Raw genomic sequence first — 15229 nt, forward strand, 5'->3', positions numbered from 1 at the left:
CCTGTGGCGTCGTGAGTTGTCCGCGCCATATCGTTTCCATGTGTAACCGATGATGAGGCCATGGAAATGCGATGGGGACGAAAGCGCTACGGCACGCTGATGCCTTGGCGCATCGCGGGTCAGGCGTCGTGCCAGCCGGTACTGGCCGTCGCCCGGGAACATGCATGAGGTAGGCGTTGGCGTGGTGGCGAGCTAAGATGAGACCGTCTGCATTCAGGCCCCTTTACTGCTTGATACTATAGTTATGCACAAATCCTACAAGGCTTAAGTGTCAGTCTAGTGGCTTTGCGCCATCTCGCGGATGAAAATCGTGATGGATCGCCAAGTCAGATGGCTGACCGGAGACGTTCGCATGTTCTCTCGACTTCCCTTAGCTCCCTCTCGGACCGAGGCAAGTGCTCGAACGCCGCAGGCCGGAGCGGTGTCTCGCACGGGGCTGCTCATCTCGGGCCTGCTGCTGTTGAGCGGCTGTTCCACGCTGACGAGTCAGGACCCGCTATCTGCCCATGACAGCGAAGCGCTGCCTGCGGCCTGCATTTTCCCGCGTCAGGGCGATGCCGATCAGTGGCTGCGCGCCGCCGCCGAGGTCGTGGAGGCCCGTGGCTACAAGGTGCGCGAAAGTGAGCTGTCGCTGGGCCTGGTGACCGGGGAGCGCAAGGTCGACCAACCGGGACTCGGGGCCATCGAGGGGCCCTTCGGCTCTCGCATCGGGTTCTCGGTGGGCTACGGCGTGGCCGCCGGGCGTGGCATCGGTGTCGGGGTGGGCAATGACGTCTATCGGGACGACCCGATCAGCTTCGAGCGCATCTCGCTGGTGGCACCGGACGAGCGAGTGCGCGTGATCCGTGATGAGCAGGTCATCAACCAGGGCGGGTATGTCATCGATGCCCGACCACAGAATCTCAGCGAGAGCTGTCAACAGATCGAACGTCAGCTGGAAGCCGCGCTGGCGGGCCGTGACCCTCGAGAGGTGCGCTGATGAATCCTTCCCTTTCTCGCTGCCTGCGTCTGGTGGCCTGTCTCGCCCTGCTGTCGCTGGGCGGCTGCATGACACAGCCGACCCATGCCCCGGACTCCCGTACCGCGGTGATCGCGCCCGACAGCGGCACGCTGACCTCCCGGCAGGTCTTCGTCACGCTGATGACCACGCTTGCGGAGCGCGGCTTCATCATCGAGCGGGCAGACCCGGATCTCGAGCGGCTGGATGCCAGCTACGCCGCCAGACCACCGCTGACCCTCGACGCCTGGGTGAGTGAGGTGAACGGCCAGATTCGTCTGAGCGTGACGGGTGACAGCAATGGCGCCGAGATCGCGCCGGGGCGTCTCGACAACCTGCTGGTGGACGTGGCAGTGGCGCTGAACGCACGTACCGTGCCGGTGATCGGCACGCCATGATCGCCAGCACCCCATGACATCGCGCCATGCCCCGGGGCGTGGTCGGGCATCTTCCGATCGCTTGCGCCCGGAGGGATTGAGTCTGCACCGACGACGGCGCCTGGCCTGGCTGGCACTGGGCGCCAGCCTGTTGGCCGGCGTACTGGTGCTGTTCGCGCTCTGGCAGTGGGAGTTCGCCCGCAGCGAGCGTGAGGCACGCCAGCATGCGGCCACTCGGCTGCACTTCTATGCCAGCACCCTCAATGCGGAGTTGTCGCGCTTTCAGTGGCTGCCCGCCATGCTGGCGCGACAACCGCGCGTGCGTGCCGCCTTCGATGACACGGCCGATGTCGCCGAGTCCGGCAATCGTCTCGACTGGCACCTGCAGCGTGTGGCCCGGGAATCCGGCGCCGCCGCGATCTTCCTGACGGATGCCTCCGGCGTGACGCTGGCCGCGAGCAACTTCGATGAATCTGACAGCTTCGTGGGCCATCGCTACGCCTACCGGCCCTATTTCCTGGATGCGATGGCGGGCGGGCGCGGGGAATTCTTTGCGGTGGGCAATACCACGGGGCGCCCCGGCTACTTCGTGTCCGCGCCCGTGGCGGGGGCGGGCGGCCAGCCGCTGGGCGTGCTGGTGGTCAAGGTCTCGCTGGAGGCGCTGGAGGATACCTGGCGCCAGGCCGGCGAAACGGTACTGCTGGCCGATGCCAATCGTGTCGTGCTGCTGGCCTCACGGCGGAGCTGGAAATACCGCACTCTCGAACCCCTCGCGCCCGCCGCTCTCGACGACATCCGGGCGCAGCAGCAATTTCGTGGGGCGCCGCTCTCCCCGCTAGCGCGCTCGCTGGAAGACGGCAGTCTGGTGCTGGGGGCGGGTGAGGCGTCTTCCCGCTCCTCGACTTCCGTCGGCCAGCGCTATCTGGATGAGTCGCTGTTCAGTGGTCCGCTGGCCTGGCAGCTGCACTTTCTGATGCCGCTGCGGCCTCTCTATATACAGGCGCGCAACACCATGCTGGCCGGGCTGGCGGTACTGCTGGGGCTGGGCATGCTGGCGCTGTGGATGCGCGAGCGTCAGGCGCGCCTGCGGCTCATCCGGCGTGAGGCGGTGGTCATGCGTGAGATCAACGAGCGTCTCGAGGAGCGTGTCGCCGAGCGCTCCCGCGAGCTTGAGGCCACCCGTGACGAGCTGGTGCAGGCGGGCAAGCTGGCGGCGTTGGGCACCATGGCTGCCGGCATTGCCCATGAACTCAATCAGCCGCTGGTCGGCATTCGCACCTATGCCGCCAGTGGCGGGAAGTTGCTGACGCGTGGCGTGTCTCAGGCGACGACCCGCCCGGAGCTGCTGCCACGTGCCGCCGAAGCGGCGAGCGGCAATTTCACGCGTATCGCGGAACTGGCCGAGCGTCTGGGCGACATGATCCGCCAGTTGCGGGTGTTCGTGCGGCCGGCCAGTCAGCAGCCGCCAGCGCCGCTGGCACTGGTGCCTCGCATCGAGTACGCCCTGGAACTGCTTGATGAGCGGTGCGAGCTTCTGGGGCTCGTGATCGAGCGGCAGGGACTGATGCCAGAGGTGCGGGTGATGGGAGAGCAGGCGCGCCTCGAGCAGCTGCTCACCAACCTGATCCGCAATGCCGTGGATGCGCTGGAGGGTCAGCAGCGCGATGGCACCCTGGGCGGGCGCGCCCGTATCCGGCTGAGCTGGCAGGCCTGGCCTGAGGTTGCCTGGCTCGAGGGGCGGCCCGGCGGTTGCCTGCGCATCGAGGACAATGGCCCCGGGATCGACCCGGCATTGCGGGCCACCCTGTTCGACCCCTTCACCACCACCCGCGAAGTGGGTGACGGCATGGGCATGGGGCTCTTTCTGAGCTATGGCATGGCACGTGACCTGGGCGGTGTCCTGCGGCTTTCGGACGATGCCCCGCCGGGTGCGCTGGGCGGTGCCAACTTCGAACTGTGGCTGTGCACGCCCCCTGATGACGCGGGCAGCCCGACACCCACTCGACTGACCCCGGAGGCACCTGACCATGAGTGATGCTGCCTTCGAGACGGGCGATGAGCGCCTGACTCAGGATCATGAGCTGACCCGCGAGGCGCCCATCTGGCTGGTGGACGACGACCCGGCCGTGCGGGAATCGCTGTCTCAGTGGCTGGAACTTGCGGACCTCAACCTGCGATGCTTCCCGAGGGCCGAGGCCTTGCTGGAAGCGCTGGCCGCCGGCGAGCCGGTCAGTGTGGTGATCAGTGACATTCGCATGCCGGGCATGGATGGACTGACGCTGCTGTCACGGCTCACGCTCGAGGCGCCGGAGCTGCCGGTGCTGATGATGACAGGGCATGGCGATGTGGCCACTGCGGTCTCGGCCATGCAGGGCGGAGCGCGCGATTTCATCGAGAAGCCCTTTGACCCGGAAGCGCTCGAGCTCAAGCTGCGTCAGGCGCTGGCAGGCCGGCGGCTGAACGATGAGAACCAGCGGCTGCGTCGTCGCCTGAGCGTGCGGGGGCTTGCCGGTCTGCTACGTGGTGAAAGCGCGAAGATACGTCAGTTGCGCGAGCAGATACTGGAGCTCAAGGGGCATCCGGCACGCGTCTGGATCACGGGGGAGTCGGGCAGCGGGCGGACCACCACGGCGCTGGCACTCGCCGAGCATGCGCCGGCGGAGGGAGAGGCCCAGCGCGTCGGCACATCGCCGGCCTCCGCGTTGCTGGCGAAGGTCGAATGTCGTGCCCTGGTCGGTATGGCGTCGAGCACCAAGGCGTCGAGCGGCGCGGCATTGTCCGAGGCGATTGATGAGGCTCTTCAGGCCGCTCCCGAGATGAATACCCTGTTGCTGCATGACGTCGACGTCCTGAGCCGTGAGCAGTGGCAGTGGCTGGATGCCTGGCTGAACGCTCAGCCCGAGGGCGGACGTCGCGCGCCGCGGGTGGTCTTCAGCGCCGAGTGCAGCGTCCAGGCCTTGGTGGCCTCCGGCACGCTGGGGCTGACGCGGGGGCATGCGCTGGCGGAGATCGAGCTGGTCACGCCGTCACTGCGTGAGCGGCGCGAGGATATCCCGTTGTTGATGGCGCATTTCAGCCGCCAGGCCGCCGAGGTTCATCAGGTTCCTGAACTGCCCTTCGTCCGGGGCGAGCTGACGACCCTCATGGCGGCCGACTGGCCCGGAAATCTTGCCCAGCTGCGTCAGCTGGCCAGCCAGCGGACCGTGCTGGGTGAACAGGGGCAGGAGCCGCCGGCGACCGGGCAGGAAGCGGGAGAGGAGGACCCGGACGGGCTTGCCGCGCAGGTGGCGTTGTTCGAGGCGACGCTGATTCGAGCGGCCCTGACACGTGCCCGAGGCAACATTGCCCAGGTGCTGGAGGAACTGGCCCTTCCGCGCCGGACGCTCAACCTCAAGATGCACAAGTACGGACTGCGGCGTGATGACTTTCGTCATGGTGCGGACGGGGCATCGGAATGAGCGCCTGCTCGGGAATCAAATTGTCGGTCTGGCGTCGAAGGGGTGGTTCGTGCCCCCGAATGTTATAAGGTAACGACGATGTGCCACGCCTGGCATTCGCTTTTCTTCGTATCCGCCTTTCCGGAGTGTCTGCATGCCCCTTGCTGTTGATCATCGCGATGATGCGCGATCGTTTCCGCGCGCCTGGCGTCGTTGCCTGCGCTTGCTGACGGGGGCGTGGGTCGGCATGTTGGCCATCGCGTCGTTGATGGTCAGTCAACCGGCGCTTGCCCATCCGCATGGCTGGGTGGATCTGCGCGTGACCCTGCGCCTGGATGATCAGGGGCGGGCGGTGGCATTGCGTCAGTACTGGTTGCTGGACCCCTTCTATAGCCTGACGCTGCGGCAGGAGCTGGCCGCCCTGCAGGACGATACCAGCATGGAGCAGCGCCTGGATGCGCTGGGCAGCGAGATCCTCGCCAATCTTTCCCAGTTCGATTATTACACCCATGTTCAGCGTGACGGAGCGCCGGTGGCGCTGGGAGAGGCGACACGCCAGACCACCTGGCTCAAGGGGGAGCGCGTCGCCTTCCAGATGGAACTGCCTCTGGCCGAACCCGTGCCGATGGCCGGCCATACGCTCAGTTATCGCATCTATGATCCCACCTATTACATCGAGATCCTGCATGACCCGGACGCGATTGCCGTCCAGGAAGGGCTGGTGATCAAGGGGTTGTCCTCGCAGCAGGTGCCGATGGACTGTACGGCGAAGATCGCCAAGGCAGACCCGGATCCCCAGAAGGTCGCCGAGGCCTCGATGCTGGATATCAATGCCACCGCGCCGATGGATCTTGGCCAGTATTTCGCCGATGTCGGCAGTGTCCATTGTGAGGCGTCTCGATGAGCGATGTGCACAAGGACACCACCGGGCTTGGGGATGTCAAAAGCCTCAAGGGCATGCGTGATGGCCTGCTCAAGCCGGCCTCTTCGCGAGGGCGACGCCTGGCCGGGTGGCTGGCCCTCGGATTCGGACTGATCGTGCTGGGCATGGCCCTGTGGCCGAGCCTGGTACAGGCCTGGGGTGAGGCGCTGGGCTGGATCTTCGCTGAACAGTCGCGTTTTCAGCGCTCGCTCGGGCGCGCCATGAGCGAGCTTGCCGCGCACCCCGGCACCCCCTGGGCGCTGATCGGGCTGTCCTTCACTTACGGAGTGCTGCATGCGGCGGGCCCCGGCCATGGCAAGGTGGTGATCAGTACGCTGCTGGCCAGCCAGCCCATCGCGCGGCGACGTGCGCTATGGCTCTCGCTGCTGGCGGCCTTGCTGCAGGGCGTGAGTGCGCTGGTGCTGGTCGGCCTCGGGGCGGGACTGCTGGACTGGGCCGGGCGTGAGGTGCTCGGGCAGGTCGAGAAGGTCACTCTGCTCAGCCATGTCGGCGTACTGGCGTTGGGCCTGCTGCTGCTGTGGCGTGCCGCGCGTGCGTTGTGGCGGGCACTCAGGGCACCCGCCACCACTGGCATGGAAGAGAGCGTGACGACACAGGAAGCGCCAGCGATGCAGGAGCTGGCGTTCGAGCCGTCGCATGGTCGCGACCACTCTCACGGCCACGATCATTCACACGGGCATGACTGCGGTTGCGGCCATGCGCATGGCGTGACGGCGGAGCAGGCTAGCGGCGACTGGCGCACCATGGGCATGGCGGTGCTGGCGATCGGCTTGCGGCCGTGTTCCGGCGCGATTCTGGTATTGCTGGCCGCGCTGGCGCTGAATCTGGTCGGCAGCGGGGTACTGGCGGTGCTGGCGATGTCACTGGGCACCGCGCTGACGGTGGGCAGCGTGGCGATGGCCACGCTGCTGATGAAGGCCAGCGGGCGTCTGGCGGCGGGCACGGCGCGCCTGACCGGCAAGCGCGAAGCGGGCGGAGTGCTTCGTCAGTGGCCATGGGCCGCGGTGATCGGGCTGCTCGGCGGGATCGTCATCAGCGTGTTCGGGGCCTTGCTGGTCGCCAGCAGTCTCAATGCGCTGGAATCCCCCACCGGACGCGGTGCCTCGCCGTTCGGGCGCGCGGCACAGGGCGCGCCGTCCCCGTTGCGTGCCGCTCCCGCCGCGTCTCTGGTGGCTCCGCGCCCCGCCGTCGAGACACTAGAAGCAGGCACATGACAGGTGCTTGGCGATCCAGCGTCCGGCACTCGGCGTCCGACTGATGTCATGCTGACTGGCTTTCCTTCCCATCACGACAACGGGGCCCGCTGGGCCCCGTTGTCGTTGGCGCCTGAACAGGGCGCTAGAAGGAATAGGTCGGCAGCTCGGCGATCTTCATGCGTAGCGTGTCAATCAGCGTGGTGAGCGCTTCATTGTCATAGGCCTTCGGGCGTCCCACTCCCCAGACCGGCCCGGGCCAGGTGGCATCATCGCTGCTGCGGGCGATCACGTGTACATGCAGCTGTGACACGACATTGCCCAGGGTGCCGATATTGAGCTTTTCGCCGTCACTGAGCTGCATCAACAGCTCGCCGAGCAGGGTGGTCTCGTGCCACAGCTGGTGCTGGGAATGGCTGTCCAGCTCATAGACTTCGCGAATGTCCGCACGGCGTGGCACCAGCATCAACCAGGGATAGCGCGCATCGTTCATGAGGCGCACGCTGCACAATGCCAGGTCGGCCACGAAGTGAGTGTCTGCCTCCAGCTGCGGGTGCAGGGTGAAATCATTCATTGTCGTTCCTCGTCGTCGCGGGGCTGGCGCGCCCGAATGGCCTCGGCTGGTCTGCCGGTCCGTCTGCCGGCGGGGCCGTCACGGGTGTCCCCAGGCCAGGTGTCTGAATGTCTCCAGTGTGACCAGATCGGCAGAATCCTGCCACTTTTCGGTTTGCGCCATGCCGGCCGGCCGTTGGCGCAATGCCCCCATCGCCAAATACCGCCCCTGCTCGACACTTGCTAGTCTTCACTCAAGGCTGGGCAGTACGACCTGACCTTCGCTGTCCCGTCCGCTATCGCCACGTCTCGCCTATTCCAACAATAAGGGTTCGCCTGCGTTCCGGCAGGCCCGCCAAGGAGTCATTCCATGCAAAAGCGCCAGTTCCTCAAGGCCGGCCTCGGTCTCGCCATCGCTGCCTCTCTGGGCCTCAGTGCCGCAGCCCAGGCGGAAGGCAAGTACATCATGGGTACCGCGACCACCGGCGGTACTTTCTATCCCGTCGGCGTGGCGCTTTCCACGCTGATCAAGGTCAAGCTCGAGCCGACCGCCGGCATCTCGGTGTCCGCGATCTCCTCCGCCGGCTCCGGCGAGAACCTCAAGCTGATGGAAGAGAACCAGGCCCAGTTCGGCATCATCCAGGGCCTCTATGGCGCCTGGGCATGGAATGGCACTCCGCCGGTCAACAAGGCGCACAAGGACCTGCGCAGCATCTCGATGCTGTGGCAGAACGTCGAGCACTTCGTGGCACGCAACGATGAGGTCAAGACCGGCACCATCGAGGACATGACCAACTTCTATGGCAAGAGCTTCTCCATCGGCAAGAAGAACTCCGGCACCGAGGGCTCGGGTCGCTTCATTCTCGAGCAGCTGGGCATCGATGCCGACAAGATGAATCTGGCCTACATGGGCTATGGCCCGAGTGCCGACGCGATGCAGAACGGCAACATCGACGGCATGAACATTCCGGCAGGCGCACCGGCTTCCGCCGTGACGCGTGCCTACGCCAACCTCGGTGACGAGATCACCACGCTGGACTTCACCGAAGAGCAGCTGGCCAAGGTCAATTCCCAGTTCGAGCTGTGGACACCGTATGAAATCGCCGCTGGCACCTATCCGGGCCAGGACAAGGCGATCAACACCATCGCCCAGCCGAACATCCTCGTGGTACGTGATGACGTCTCCGAAGAAGACGTCTACCAGATCACCAAGACCATGTACGAGAACCTGCCGTTCTTGAACAACATCCACCCGGCCACCAAGGCCATGGCACTCGACAAGGCCATCGCTGGTCTGCCGCTGCCGCTGCACCCGGGTGCCGTGCGTTACTTCAAGGAGCAGGGCATCGAGATCCCTGAGCGTCTGATCGCCGACTGACCCACCCCTGAGTCCGCTCCATCGCTGCCCTCATCGCGCGCCCATGGCCGCGGTGAGGGCTGTGCAGTCCAACAAGACAGTGCCGGTCCGGCGTCATGCTGCGCCTTCGTTTCGCAAGCCAGCCTCTGCCAGGCCAAAGCCTGCCCATGCATCACTGATGTCACCGACGTCATTGATGAAGCAAGTCCGCATTTCCTCGCAAGCCCGGGCGCAGGTTGACGCCACACGTCGCCGCCGCGCCATCGCTGTCTGATCCCGTCTTGAGGCACCGCCATGCATGATTCCCGCTCGCCAGAGCCCTCTCGTCCCACTGAAGCCGTGCCGGATGCGCCGGACCTGTCCGGTGTGCGCGATGAATCCGTCGAAGCCGCGCCATGGCGCATGGAACTGCCCTGGCTAGGGCGGGCCGTGTTCGTGATTTCCATCGTCATCTGTCTGGCGCATCTGTACTTCAACACCATCTCGACCCTGTCGGAGCTGTGGGTGAGCGCGTTGCACTTCGGGCTGTTCGGCCTGCTGTGCGCGCTGACCATCCCGATGCTGACGCCGTCCAGTGATGGTGCCAAGCGCTGGGTGCTGGGTGTGGATGTCATGCTGGGGCTGGCGGCACTGGGTTGCGGTCTCTATCTGATCGGCTTCGAGGATGCGCTCTATGATCGTGGGGTCGTGTTCTCCCCCGCGGACTGGGTGGTCTCCATCGTCGCGGTGGGGCTGATTCTCGAGTTCGCGCGGCGCACCACCGGCTGGTTCATCCCGGTGCTGTGTCTGATCGCGCTGACCTATGTGGCCTGGTGGGGCAAGTATGTCGGTGGCGTGTTCAACTTCCCGGGCCTGACCTGGGAGACGGTGCTGTTCAGAAGCTTCATCGGCGGCGAAGGGATGCTGGGCTCCATCGCGCGCATTTCCTGGTCCTACGTGTTCATGTTCATCCTGTTCGGCGCCTTCCTGGTCAAGTCCGGCGCGGGTGACTTCATCATCGATCTGGCGCGCTGCGCGGCGGGTCGCTTCAAGGGTGGGCCGGGCTTCGTGGCCGTGTTCGCCTCCGGCCTGATGGGCTCGGTCTCCGGCTCCAGTGTCGCCAACACCGTCTCCACCGGCGTGATCACGATCCCGCTGATGCGGCGTGCCGGCTTCCCGGCGCGCTTCGCGGCAGGCGTGGAGGCCGCCGCCTCCACCGGTGGCCAGCTGATGCCGCCGGTGATGGGCGCGGGCGCCTTCATCATGGCGTCCTATACCCAGGTGCCGTACCTGACCATCGTCGGCGTGGCCGCCTTGCCGGCGCTGCTCTACTTCCTGTCTGTCGCCATGTTCGTGCGCATCGAGGCCAAGCGCTCCGACGCCACGGCGCTGGATGACCCGCAGGGCCCGCGCCTCAAGGACGTGCTCAAGGATGGCTGGCACTATCTGGCACCGCTGTTCGTGCTGGTCGGTGCACTGATCTACGGCTTCACGCCGACCTACGCCGCCGGCATCGCGATCCTGTCCGTCATCGCGGCCTCGTGGCTGTCGAAGAACCCGATGAAGCTCGGCGACATCATCGAGGCGATGCTGGCCGGGGTGCGCAACATGACCACCACGGCGATTCTGCTGATCACCGTCGGGCTGATCGTCAATGTCGTCTCCACCACGGGGATCGGCAACACCTTCTCGCTGATGATCACCGACTGGGCGGGTGGCAGCCTGCTGATCACCATCATCCTGGTCGCGCTGGCGTCCTTGATCCTGGGCATGGGGCTGCCGGTGACGGCGTCCTATATCGTGCTGGGCACGCTATCCGCCCCGGCGCTCTACAACCTGATCGCGCACTCCCAGCTGGTGGATCTGCTGGCGGCGGGCAACCTGCCGGAGCAGGCCAAGGCCATCTTCATGCTGGCGGCACCTGACAAGCTGGACCTGCTGGGCGCGCCGATGAGCATGGACGCCGCACGTGAACTGCTGGCCCTGGTGCCGGATACCTTCCAGAGCCAGCTGTATGAGCAGGCGCTGTCGCCGCACGTGCTGACCATGGCACTGGTGAGTGCCCACATGATCATCTTCTGGCTGTCCCAGGACTCCAACGTCACGCCGCCGGTCTGCCTGACCGCCTTCGCGGCTGCCGCCATCGCCAAGACACCGCCGATGAAGACAGGCCTGATGGCGTGGAAGATCGCCAAGGGGCTCTACATCGTGCCGCTGCTGTTCGCCTGGAGTCCGCTGATCTCCGGTGACATCGGTGAGATGCTGACGGTCTTCGTGTTCGCGCTGTTCGGGATCTACGCTATCGTGGCGGGCATGGAAGGCTATCTGGAGCACGAACTGCCCTGGTGGCTGCGTCTGGCGATGTTCCCGCTGGGAGCGCTGATGCTGTGGCCGCATGGTCAGCTGACCTATGATATCGCCGGGCTGGCCATCTTCTTGGGCGTGCTGACCTACAGCGTGCGCCAGAGTGGCCGTCAGGAAGCCCTGGCTTCCTGAGTTCCGGCAGGTTCCGGCAGACGTGCCTGAATCCTGCATGACGTGACGCAATGCATCATCCACGATGCCCGGCATCCCTGCCTTCGCGAGGTTCCTGCGAGGAGGGTGTGTCGGGCATCGCGCGCTCTGAATGACGAAGTGCGGGCAGCGTGTCCCCCTTTTACGGCAAGACAAGGAATGTCGGCATGACAAGTGATGTGGCAGGGCTGGCAGGCGGCCTTGATCTGATCAGCGTGGTGGCGCTGATCGCGCTGGGTGGCGTGGCCGGCTTCATCAATGTGCTCTCGGCGGGTGGTTCGATGCTGACGCTGCCCTTGTTGATGTTTCTCGGCCTGCCCCCCGCGCAGGCCAATGCCACCAACCGCGTGGCGATCGCGTTGCAGAGTGCGACTGCCACCAGCACCTTCCTCAAGGCGGGGGCGCACAACATGGGGGTGGCCTGGCGACTGGCCGTGCCTGCCGTGCTGGGCGCGATGCTGGGGGCCTGGCTGGCGACCCGGATCAGTGCCGAGGCCTTCGAGGGTGTGCTGATCGTGGTGATGGTGGTGTGCTCGATCATGATGCTGCTGCCGACGCCGCGCATCGACACCCGTGAGCTGACCCCGGAACGCATCACTCCCATCGTGCTGCTGGCGATGTTCGGCATCGGTCTCTATGGTGGCTTCATTCAGGTGGGCGTCGGCGTGCTGTTCATCGTGGTGCTCTACCGGTTGCTCAAGATCGATCTGACCCAGGTCAACGTCTTCAAGGTCTTCATCGTGTTGATGTATACCCTGCCGGCGCTGGCGGTCTTCGTGTTCGATGGTCAGGTGCGCTGGGCCTATGGCCTGGTACTGGCGGTCGGCAACATGAGCGGCGCCTTCCTCGGTGCGCGGGTCAACATGAGCCCTGCCGGTGCGCGTTGGGTCAAGTGGCTGACGGTGGCGGTGATCTTCCTCATCGTGCTCAAGCTGGTGCTGACCTGATGCTGATTTGAGGCATGACACGGAGTAAGCTCGGGTCATTGCCGACATGGCGCCACCTTCGTGGCGCGGTGTCACCCAACTTTCATGACGACGCCGTGCGGGCAGGGCGTCGCTTCTTTCTCATTGTTCAGGAGTCTTCCCACATGCAGGCCATGGTCATCGAGCAATACGGCGCCCCGGATGTGTTCGTCGAGCGCGAGCTGGACACGCCGACCCCGGCACGAGGTCAGGTGCGCATCAAGGTATCCGCCTCCAGCGTCAATCCCATCGAGACCAAGCTGCGCAGTGGCCTGGTCAAGTCGCACCCCGACTTCCCGGCCATCCTCAATGGCGATGTCGCGGGGGTGATCGACGCCGTGGGCGAGGGCGTGACGGATTTCTCGGTCGGCGATGAAGTGCTGGGCTGCGCCGGTGGCGTGAAGGGCTGGCAGGGCGCACTGGCGGATTACATGATCGCTGATACCCGTGTGATCGTGAAACGCCCGAGTCTGGCGGCGCTGACCCTGGAAGAATGCGCGGCCTTGCCACTGGTGTTCCTGACGGCCTGGACGGCGCTGGTCTCGCGCGGTCAGATCAAGGAAGGCGAGCACGTGCTGATCCACGCCGGTACCGGAGGGGTCGGTCATGTCGCGGTGCAGATCGCCAAGTATCTCGGCGCACATGTCACCACCACCGTGTCCAGCGAGGCCAAGGCCGATCTGGCGCGTCAGCTGGGCGCCGACGAGATCATCAACTATCGCGAGGAAGCGGTCAGTGACTATGTGGCACGCCTGACCTCCGGGCGTGGCTTCGATCTCGTCTTCGACACCGTCGGTGGTGACAATCTGGATCGCTCCATCGAGGCCACGGCGATCTCCGGTCGTCTGTGCTCCATCAACACCCGCTCGACCCACGACCTGACCCAGCTGCACGCCAAGAACCTGTCGCTGCATGTCATCTTCCGCTCGGTGCCGCTGCTGACCGGTATCGGCATGGATGAGCAGCCGGAGCTGCTCAACGCCTTGAGCGAGATGCTGGAGGCCGGGGCGGTTCGCCCGCTGCTGGACGAGCATCAGTTCAGCTTCCGAGATATCGCCAAGGCACATGAATTGATCGAATCCGGCGAGGCACTGGGCAAGATCCTGCTGGTGAATCGCTGAGAATTGGCACTTTCCAGTGTCACGAAGGTCAGAGTGGCAGAGACGATTGATCAGGAATGCATGACATGCGAGTGACTCGCTTGATGATGGCCGCCTTGCTGGTGGCCAGCGTGGCCCTGACGGGCTGCAACACGGTGGCCGGCTTTGGCAAGGATCTTGAACACCTGGGTGGCAAGATCGACAACGCAGCCAGCTGAGCCTGACGGCCTGATCGACACCTTGCGTGCGATCAGGCACTTGAGAGAGGAATACCCATGCGACGCTTCATGATGATGACCGGTACGGCTCTGCTGTTCGGCCTGATGCTGGGAGGCTGCAACACCGTGGAAGGCTTCGGGGAAGATCTTGAGCATCTGGGGGGCTCCATCGAGGAGTCGGCCAGCTGAGCGAGTGAGGTGGCAGCGGATTCAGGCAATGAACGAAACATGAATTTCTCCCTTGAAACCCCGCAGGGTGGCCCAAGGTAATGGGTATCAGCGCAGGCATGACGCGTTGAATGGCAGGATCCATGATATCCATCACCACAAGGAGCATGACCATGTCCCGTACCATTGCACTGCTGTTCGCCTCTTTCTTCACTGTGGCGGCACTCTCCGGCTGCAACACCGTTGACGGTGCCGGCCAGGATGTCGAACACGCAGGTGAAGCCGTTCAGGACGCTGCCCAGTAAGCAGGTCGCCAGGCACGCCGCTTCACTGTCAGCACGAGACGTGAGGCATGAGGCGTGATGCAAGAGCGGCCCTGCGCCGATGATGACGCCCGGTGATTTCCGCCGGGCGTCGTCGTGTCCAGCCTTCCGTCGTCGCGTGCATCTGCTCTGCGTGCCATTCACTTTCTCTACTCTCCCCCTCGCAAGGACCCCGTCATGGATCATCGGCAGTTGGGCTTTCTGGTCGCGCTGGCCAATGAACGCCATTTCGGACGGGCGGCGCGAGTCTGCCATGTCACCCAGCCGACGCTCTCGGCGCGTCTCAAGCAGCTCGAGGAGGAGCTGGGCACGGCGCTGATTCTCAGAGGGCATCGTTTCGAAGGCTTCACGCCGGAGGGGGAGCGGGTGCTGACGCATGCGCGGCGCATCATCGCCGAGCTGGATGAGCTCAAGGGAGATCTGTCACCCGAGGCCGTGCTGACCGGTCGGCTGACGCTGGGTGTCGTGCCGTCCGCGCTGGCGGCGGTGGGGGAATTCCTGCCGCGTCTGCGTGAGGCCTTTCCCCAGCTCTCCCTGCGCATGCGGGAGCTGTCCACCTCCTCGCTGGCTCAGGGGCTGGAGGATGGTGAGCTGGATCTCGCGGTCGGCTATCCGGCGGCCCCCGCCATGAGCGGCTTCGCCTGCCGACCGCTCTATCAGGAGCATTCGGCGCTGATTGCCAGTCAGGCGCATTTCCTGCTGCCCGAGACACCCGCATGGGAGTGTCTGCGGGAGTATCCGCTGGTGCTGCTGACGCCGGAGATGCAGCAGCGACGCCGGCTCAATCAGCAACTGGCTCAGCTGAACCATCAGCCGTCGCCGTTGCTGGAAGCCAATTCCATCGCGGCGCTGGGCGTGATGCTGGAGGCGGGCCTGGGGGTGAGCGTGCTGGCGGAATACCTTGCCGACTCGCGTCTCGGTACGGGGCTGGTGGCGCGACGCCTGCCCGGGGAGGGCGAGACGGTGGGGCTGCTGTGGCGTAGCGGCCAACAGCATAGCCGTCGGCTGAATGCCGTGCTGGAGCTGTTGCGCTCGCTCCCTCGGTCGGCAGACGTGGACGGATGATGGAGGGGGCAACGCAAGACACCCCGTGAAAACGGGGTGTC

At 65.2% G+C, this 15229-nt stretch carries 15 protein-coding genes; 14 read left to right on the forward strand and 1 reads right to left on the reverse strand.

Annotated features, from left to right (window positions below; translation table 11 throughout):
• Positions 1 to 352: 352 nt before the first annotated feature.
• The 6 genes from QD172_RS11915 to QD172_RS11940 all read left to right on the forward strand — a co-directional run bounded on the left by QD172_RS11915 (position 353) and on the right by QD172_RS11940 (position 6968).
• Entirely contained in the window at positions 353 to 979 is a 627-nt protein-coding gene (locus QD172_RS11915; protein ID WP_136939105.1) for a hypothetical protein, read from the forward strand.
• Positions 979 to 1395, forward strand: a complete 417-nt coding sequence (locus QD172_RS11920) for a glycerate kinase (RefSeq protein WP_136939104.1) — start codon at positions 979 to 981, stop codon at positions 1393 to 1395. Before QD172_RS11915 ends, QD172_RS11920 begins: the two co-directional genes overlap by 1 nt.
• A gap of 13 nt (positions 1396 to 1408) precedes the next feature.
• Positions 1409 to 3409 carry a cache domain-containing protein gene (locus QD172_RS11925; protein WP_279855844.1) on the forward strand — a complete coding sequence of 667 codons (2001 nt, stop codon included), beginning with the start codon at positions 1409 to 1411 and terminating at the stop codon, positions 3407 to 3409.
• Positions 3402 to 4832, forward strand: coding sequence for a response regulator (locus QD172_RS11930; protein WP_279855845.1), 1431 nt, complete (start codon positions 3402 to 3404; stop codon positions 4830 to 4832). The genes QD172_RS11925 and QD172_RS11930 overlap by 8 nt, the downstream gene beginning before the upstream one ends.
• Positions 4833 to 4965: 133 nt before the next feature.
• Positions 4966 to 5715, forward strand: a complete 750-nt coding sequence (locus tag QD172_RS11935) for a DUF1007 family protein (protein WP_077378670.1) — start codon at positions 4966 to 4968, stop codon at positions 5713 to 5715.
• Positions 5712 to 6968 (forward strand): sodium:proton antiporter, encoded by a 1257-nt coding sequence (locus tag QD172_RS11940; protein WP_279855846.1) that lies wholly within the window; start codon positions 5712 to 5714, stop codon positions 6966 to 6968. Before QD172_RS11935 ends, QD172_RS11940 begins: the two co-directional genes overlap by 4 nt.
• Positions 6969 to 7092: 124 nt before the next feature.
• Here the strand turns inward: QD172_RS11940 and QD172_RS11945 are convergent, their stop codons facing one another.
• Complete coding sequence (locus tag QD172_RS11945) at positions 7093 to 7521, reverse strand: HIT family protein (protein ID WP_077378676.1); 429 nt, start codon at positions 7519 to 7521, stop codon at positions 7093 to 7095.
• A gap of 348 nt (positions 7522 to 7869) precedes the next feature.
• On the opposite strand from QD172_RS11945, the gene QD172_RS11950 reads away from it, so the two are divergent.
• From QD172_RS11950 to QD172_RS11985, 8 genes are all read left to right on the forward strand, one after another.
• A complete protein-coding gene (locus tag QD172_RS11950; RefSeq protein WP_077378679.1) occupies positions 7870 to 8877 on the forward strand; it encodes a TAXI family TRAP transporter solute-binding subunit in 1008 nt (335 codons plus the stop codon).
• 381 nt (positions 8878 to 9258) lie between these two features.
• Entirely contained in the window at positions 9259 to 11331 is a 2073-nt protein-coding gene (locus tag QD172_RS11955) for a TRAP transporter permease (protein ID WP_205632796.1), read from the forward strand.
• A gap of 185 nt (positions 11332 to 11516) precedes the next feature.
• Positions 11517 to 12296 carry a TSUP family transporter gene (locus QD172_RS11960; protein WP_077378685.1) on the forward strand — a complete coding sequence of 260 codons (780 nt, stop codon included), beginning with the start codon at positions 11517 to 11519 and terminating at the stop codon, positions 12294 to 12296.
• Positions 12297 to 12439: 143 nt separating this feature from the next.
• A complete protein-coding gene (locus QD172_RS11965; protein ID WP_084209433.1) occupies positions 12440 to 13435 on the forward strand; it encodes a zinc-dependent alcohol dehydrogenase family protein in 996 nt (331 codons plus the stop codon).
• 65 nt (positions 13436 to 13500) lie between these two features.
• On the forward strand, positions 13501 to 13632 hold the full coding sequence (locus QD172_RS11970; RefSeq protein ID WP_077378691.1) for an entericidin A/B family lipoprotein: 132 nt from the start codon (positions 13501 to 13503) through the stop codon (positions 13630 to 13632).
• A gap of 57 nt (positions 13633 to 13689) precedes the next feature.
• Positions 13690 to 13821, forward strand: coding sequence for an entericidin A/B family lipoprotein (locus tag QD172_RS11975; protein ID WP_077378694.1), 132 nt, complete (start codon positions 13690 to 13692; stop codon positions 13819 to 13821).
• A gap of 152 nt (positions 13822 to 13973) precedes the next feature.
• On the forward strand, positions 13974 to 14105 hold the full coding sequence (locus QD172_RS11980) for an entericidin A/B family lipoprotein (RefSeq protein WP_077378697.1): 132 nt from the start codon (positions 13974 to 13976) through the stop codon (positions 14103 to 14105).
• 195 nt (positions 14106 to 14300) lie between these two features.
• Positions 14301 to 15188 (forward strand): LysR family transcriptional regulator, encoded by an 888-nt coding sequence (locus QD172_RS11985; RefSeq protein ID WP_176493709.1) that lies wholly within the window; start codon positions 14301 to 14303, stop codon positions 15186 to 15188.
• The last annotated feature ends 41 nt before the right edge of the window (positions 15189 to 15229 follow it).

It is taken from the genome of Cobetia sp. 10Alg 146 (assembly GCF_029846385.1).
In the GTDB taxonomy this organism is placed as follows: Bacteria; Pseudomonadota; Gammaproteobacteria; order Pseudomonadales; family Halomonadaceae; genus Cobetia; species Cobetia marina.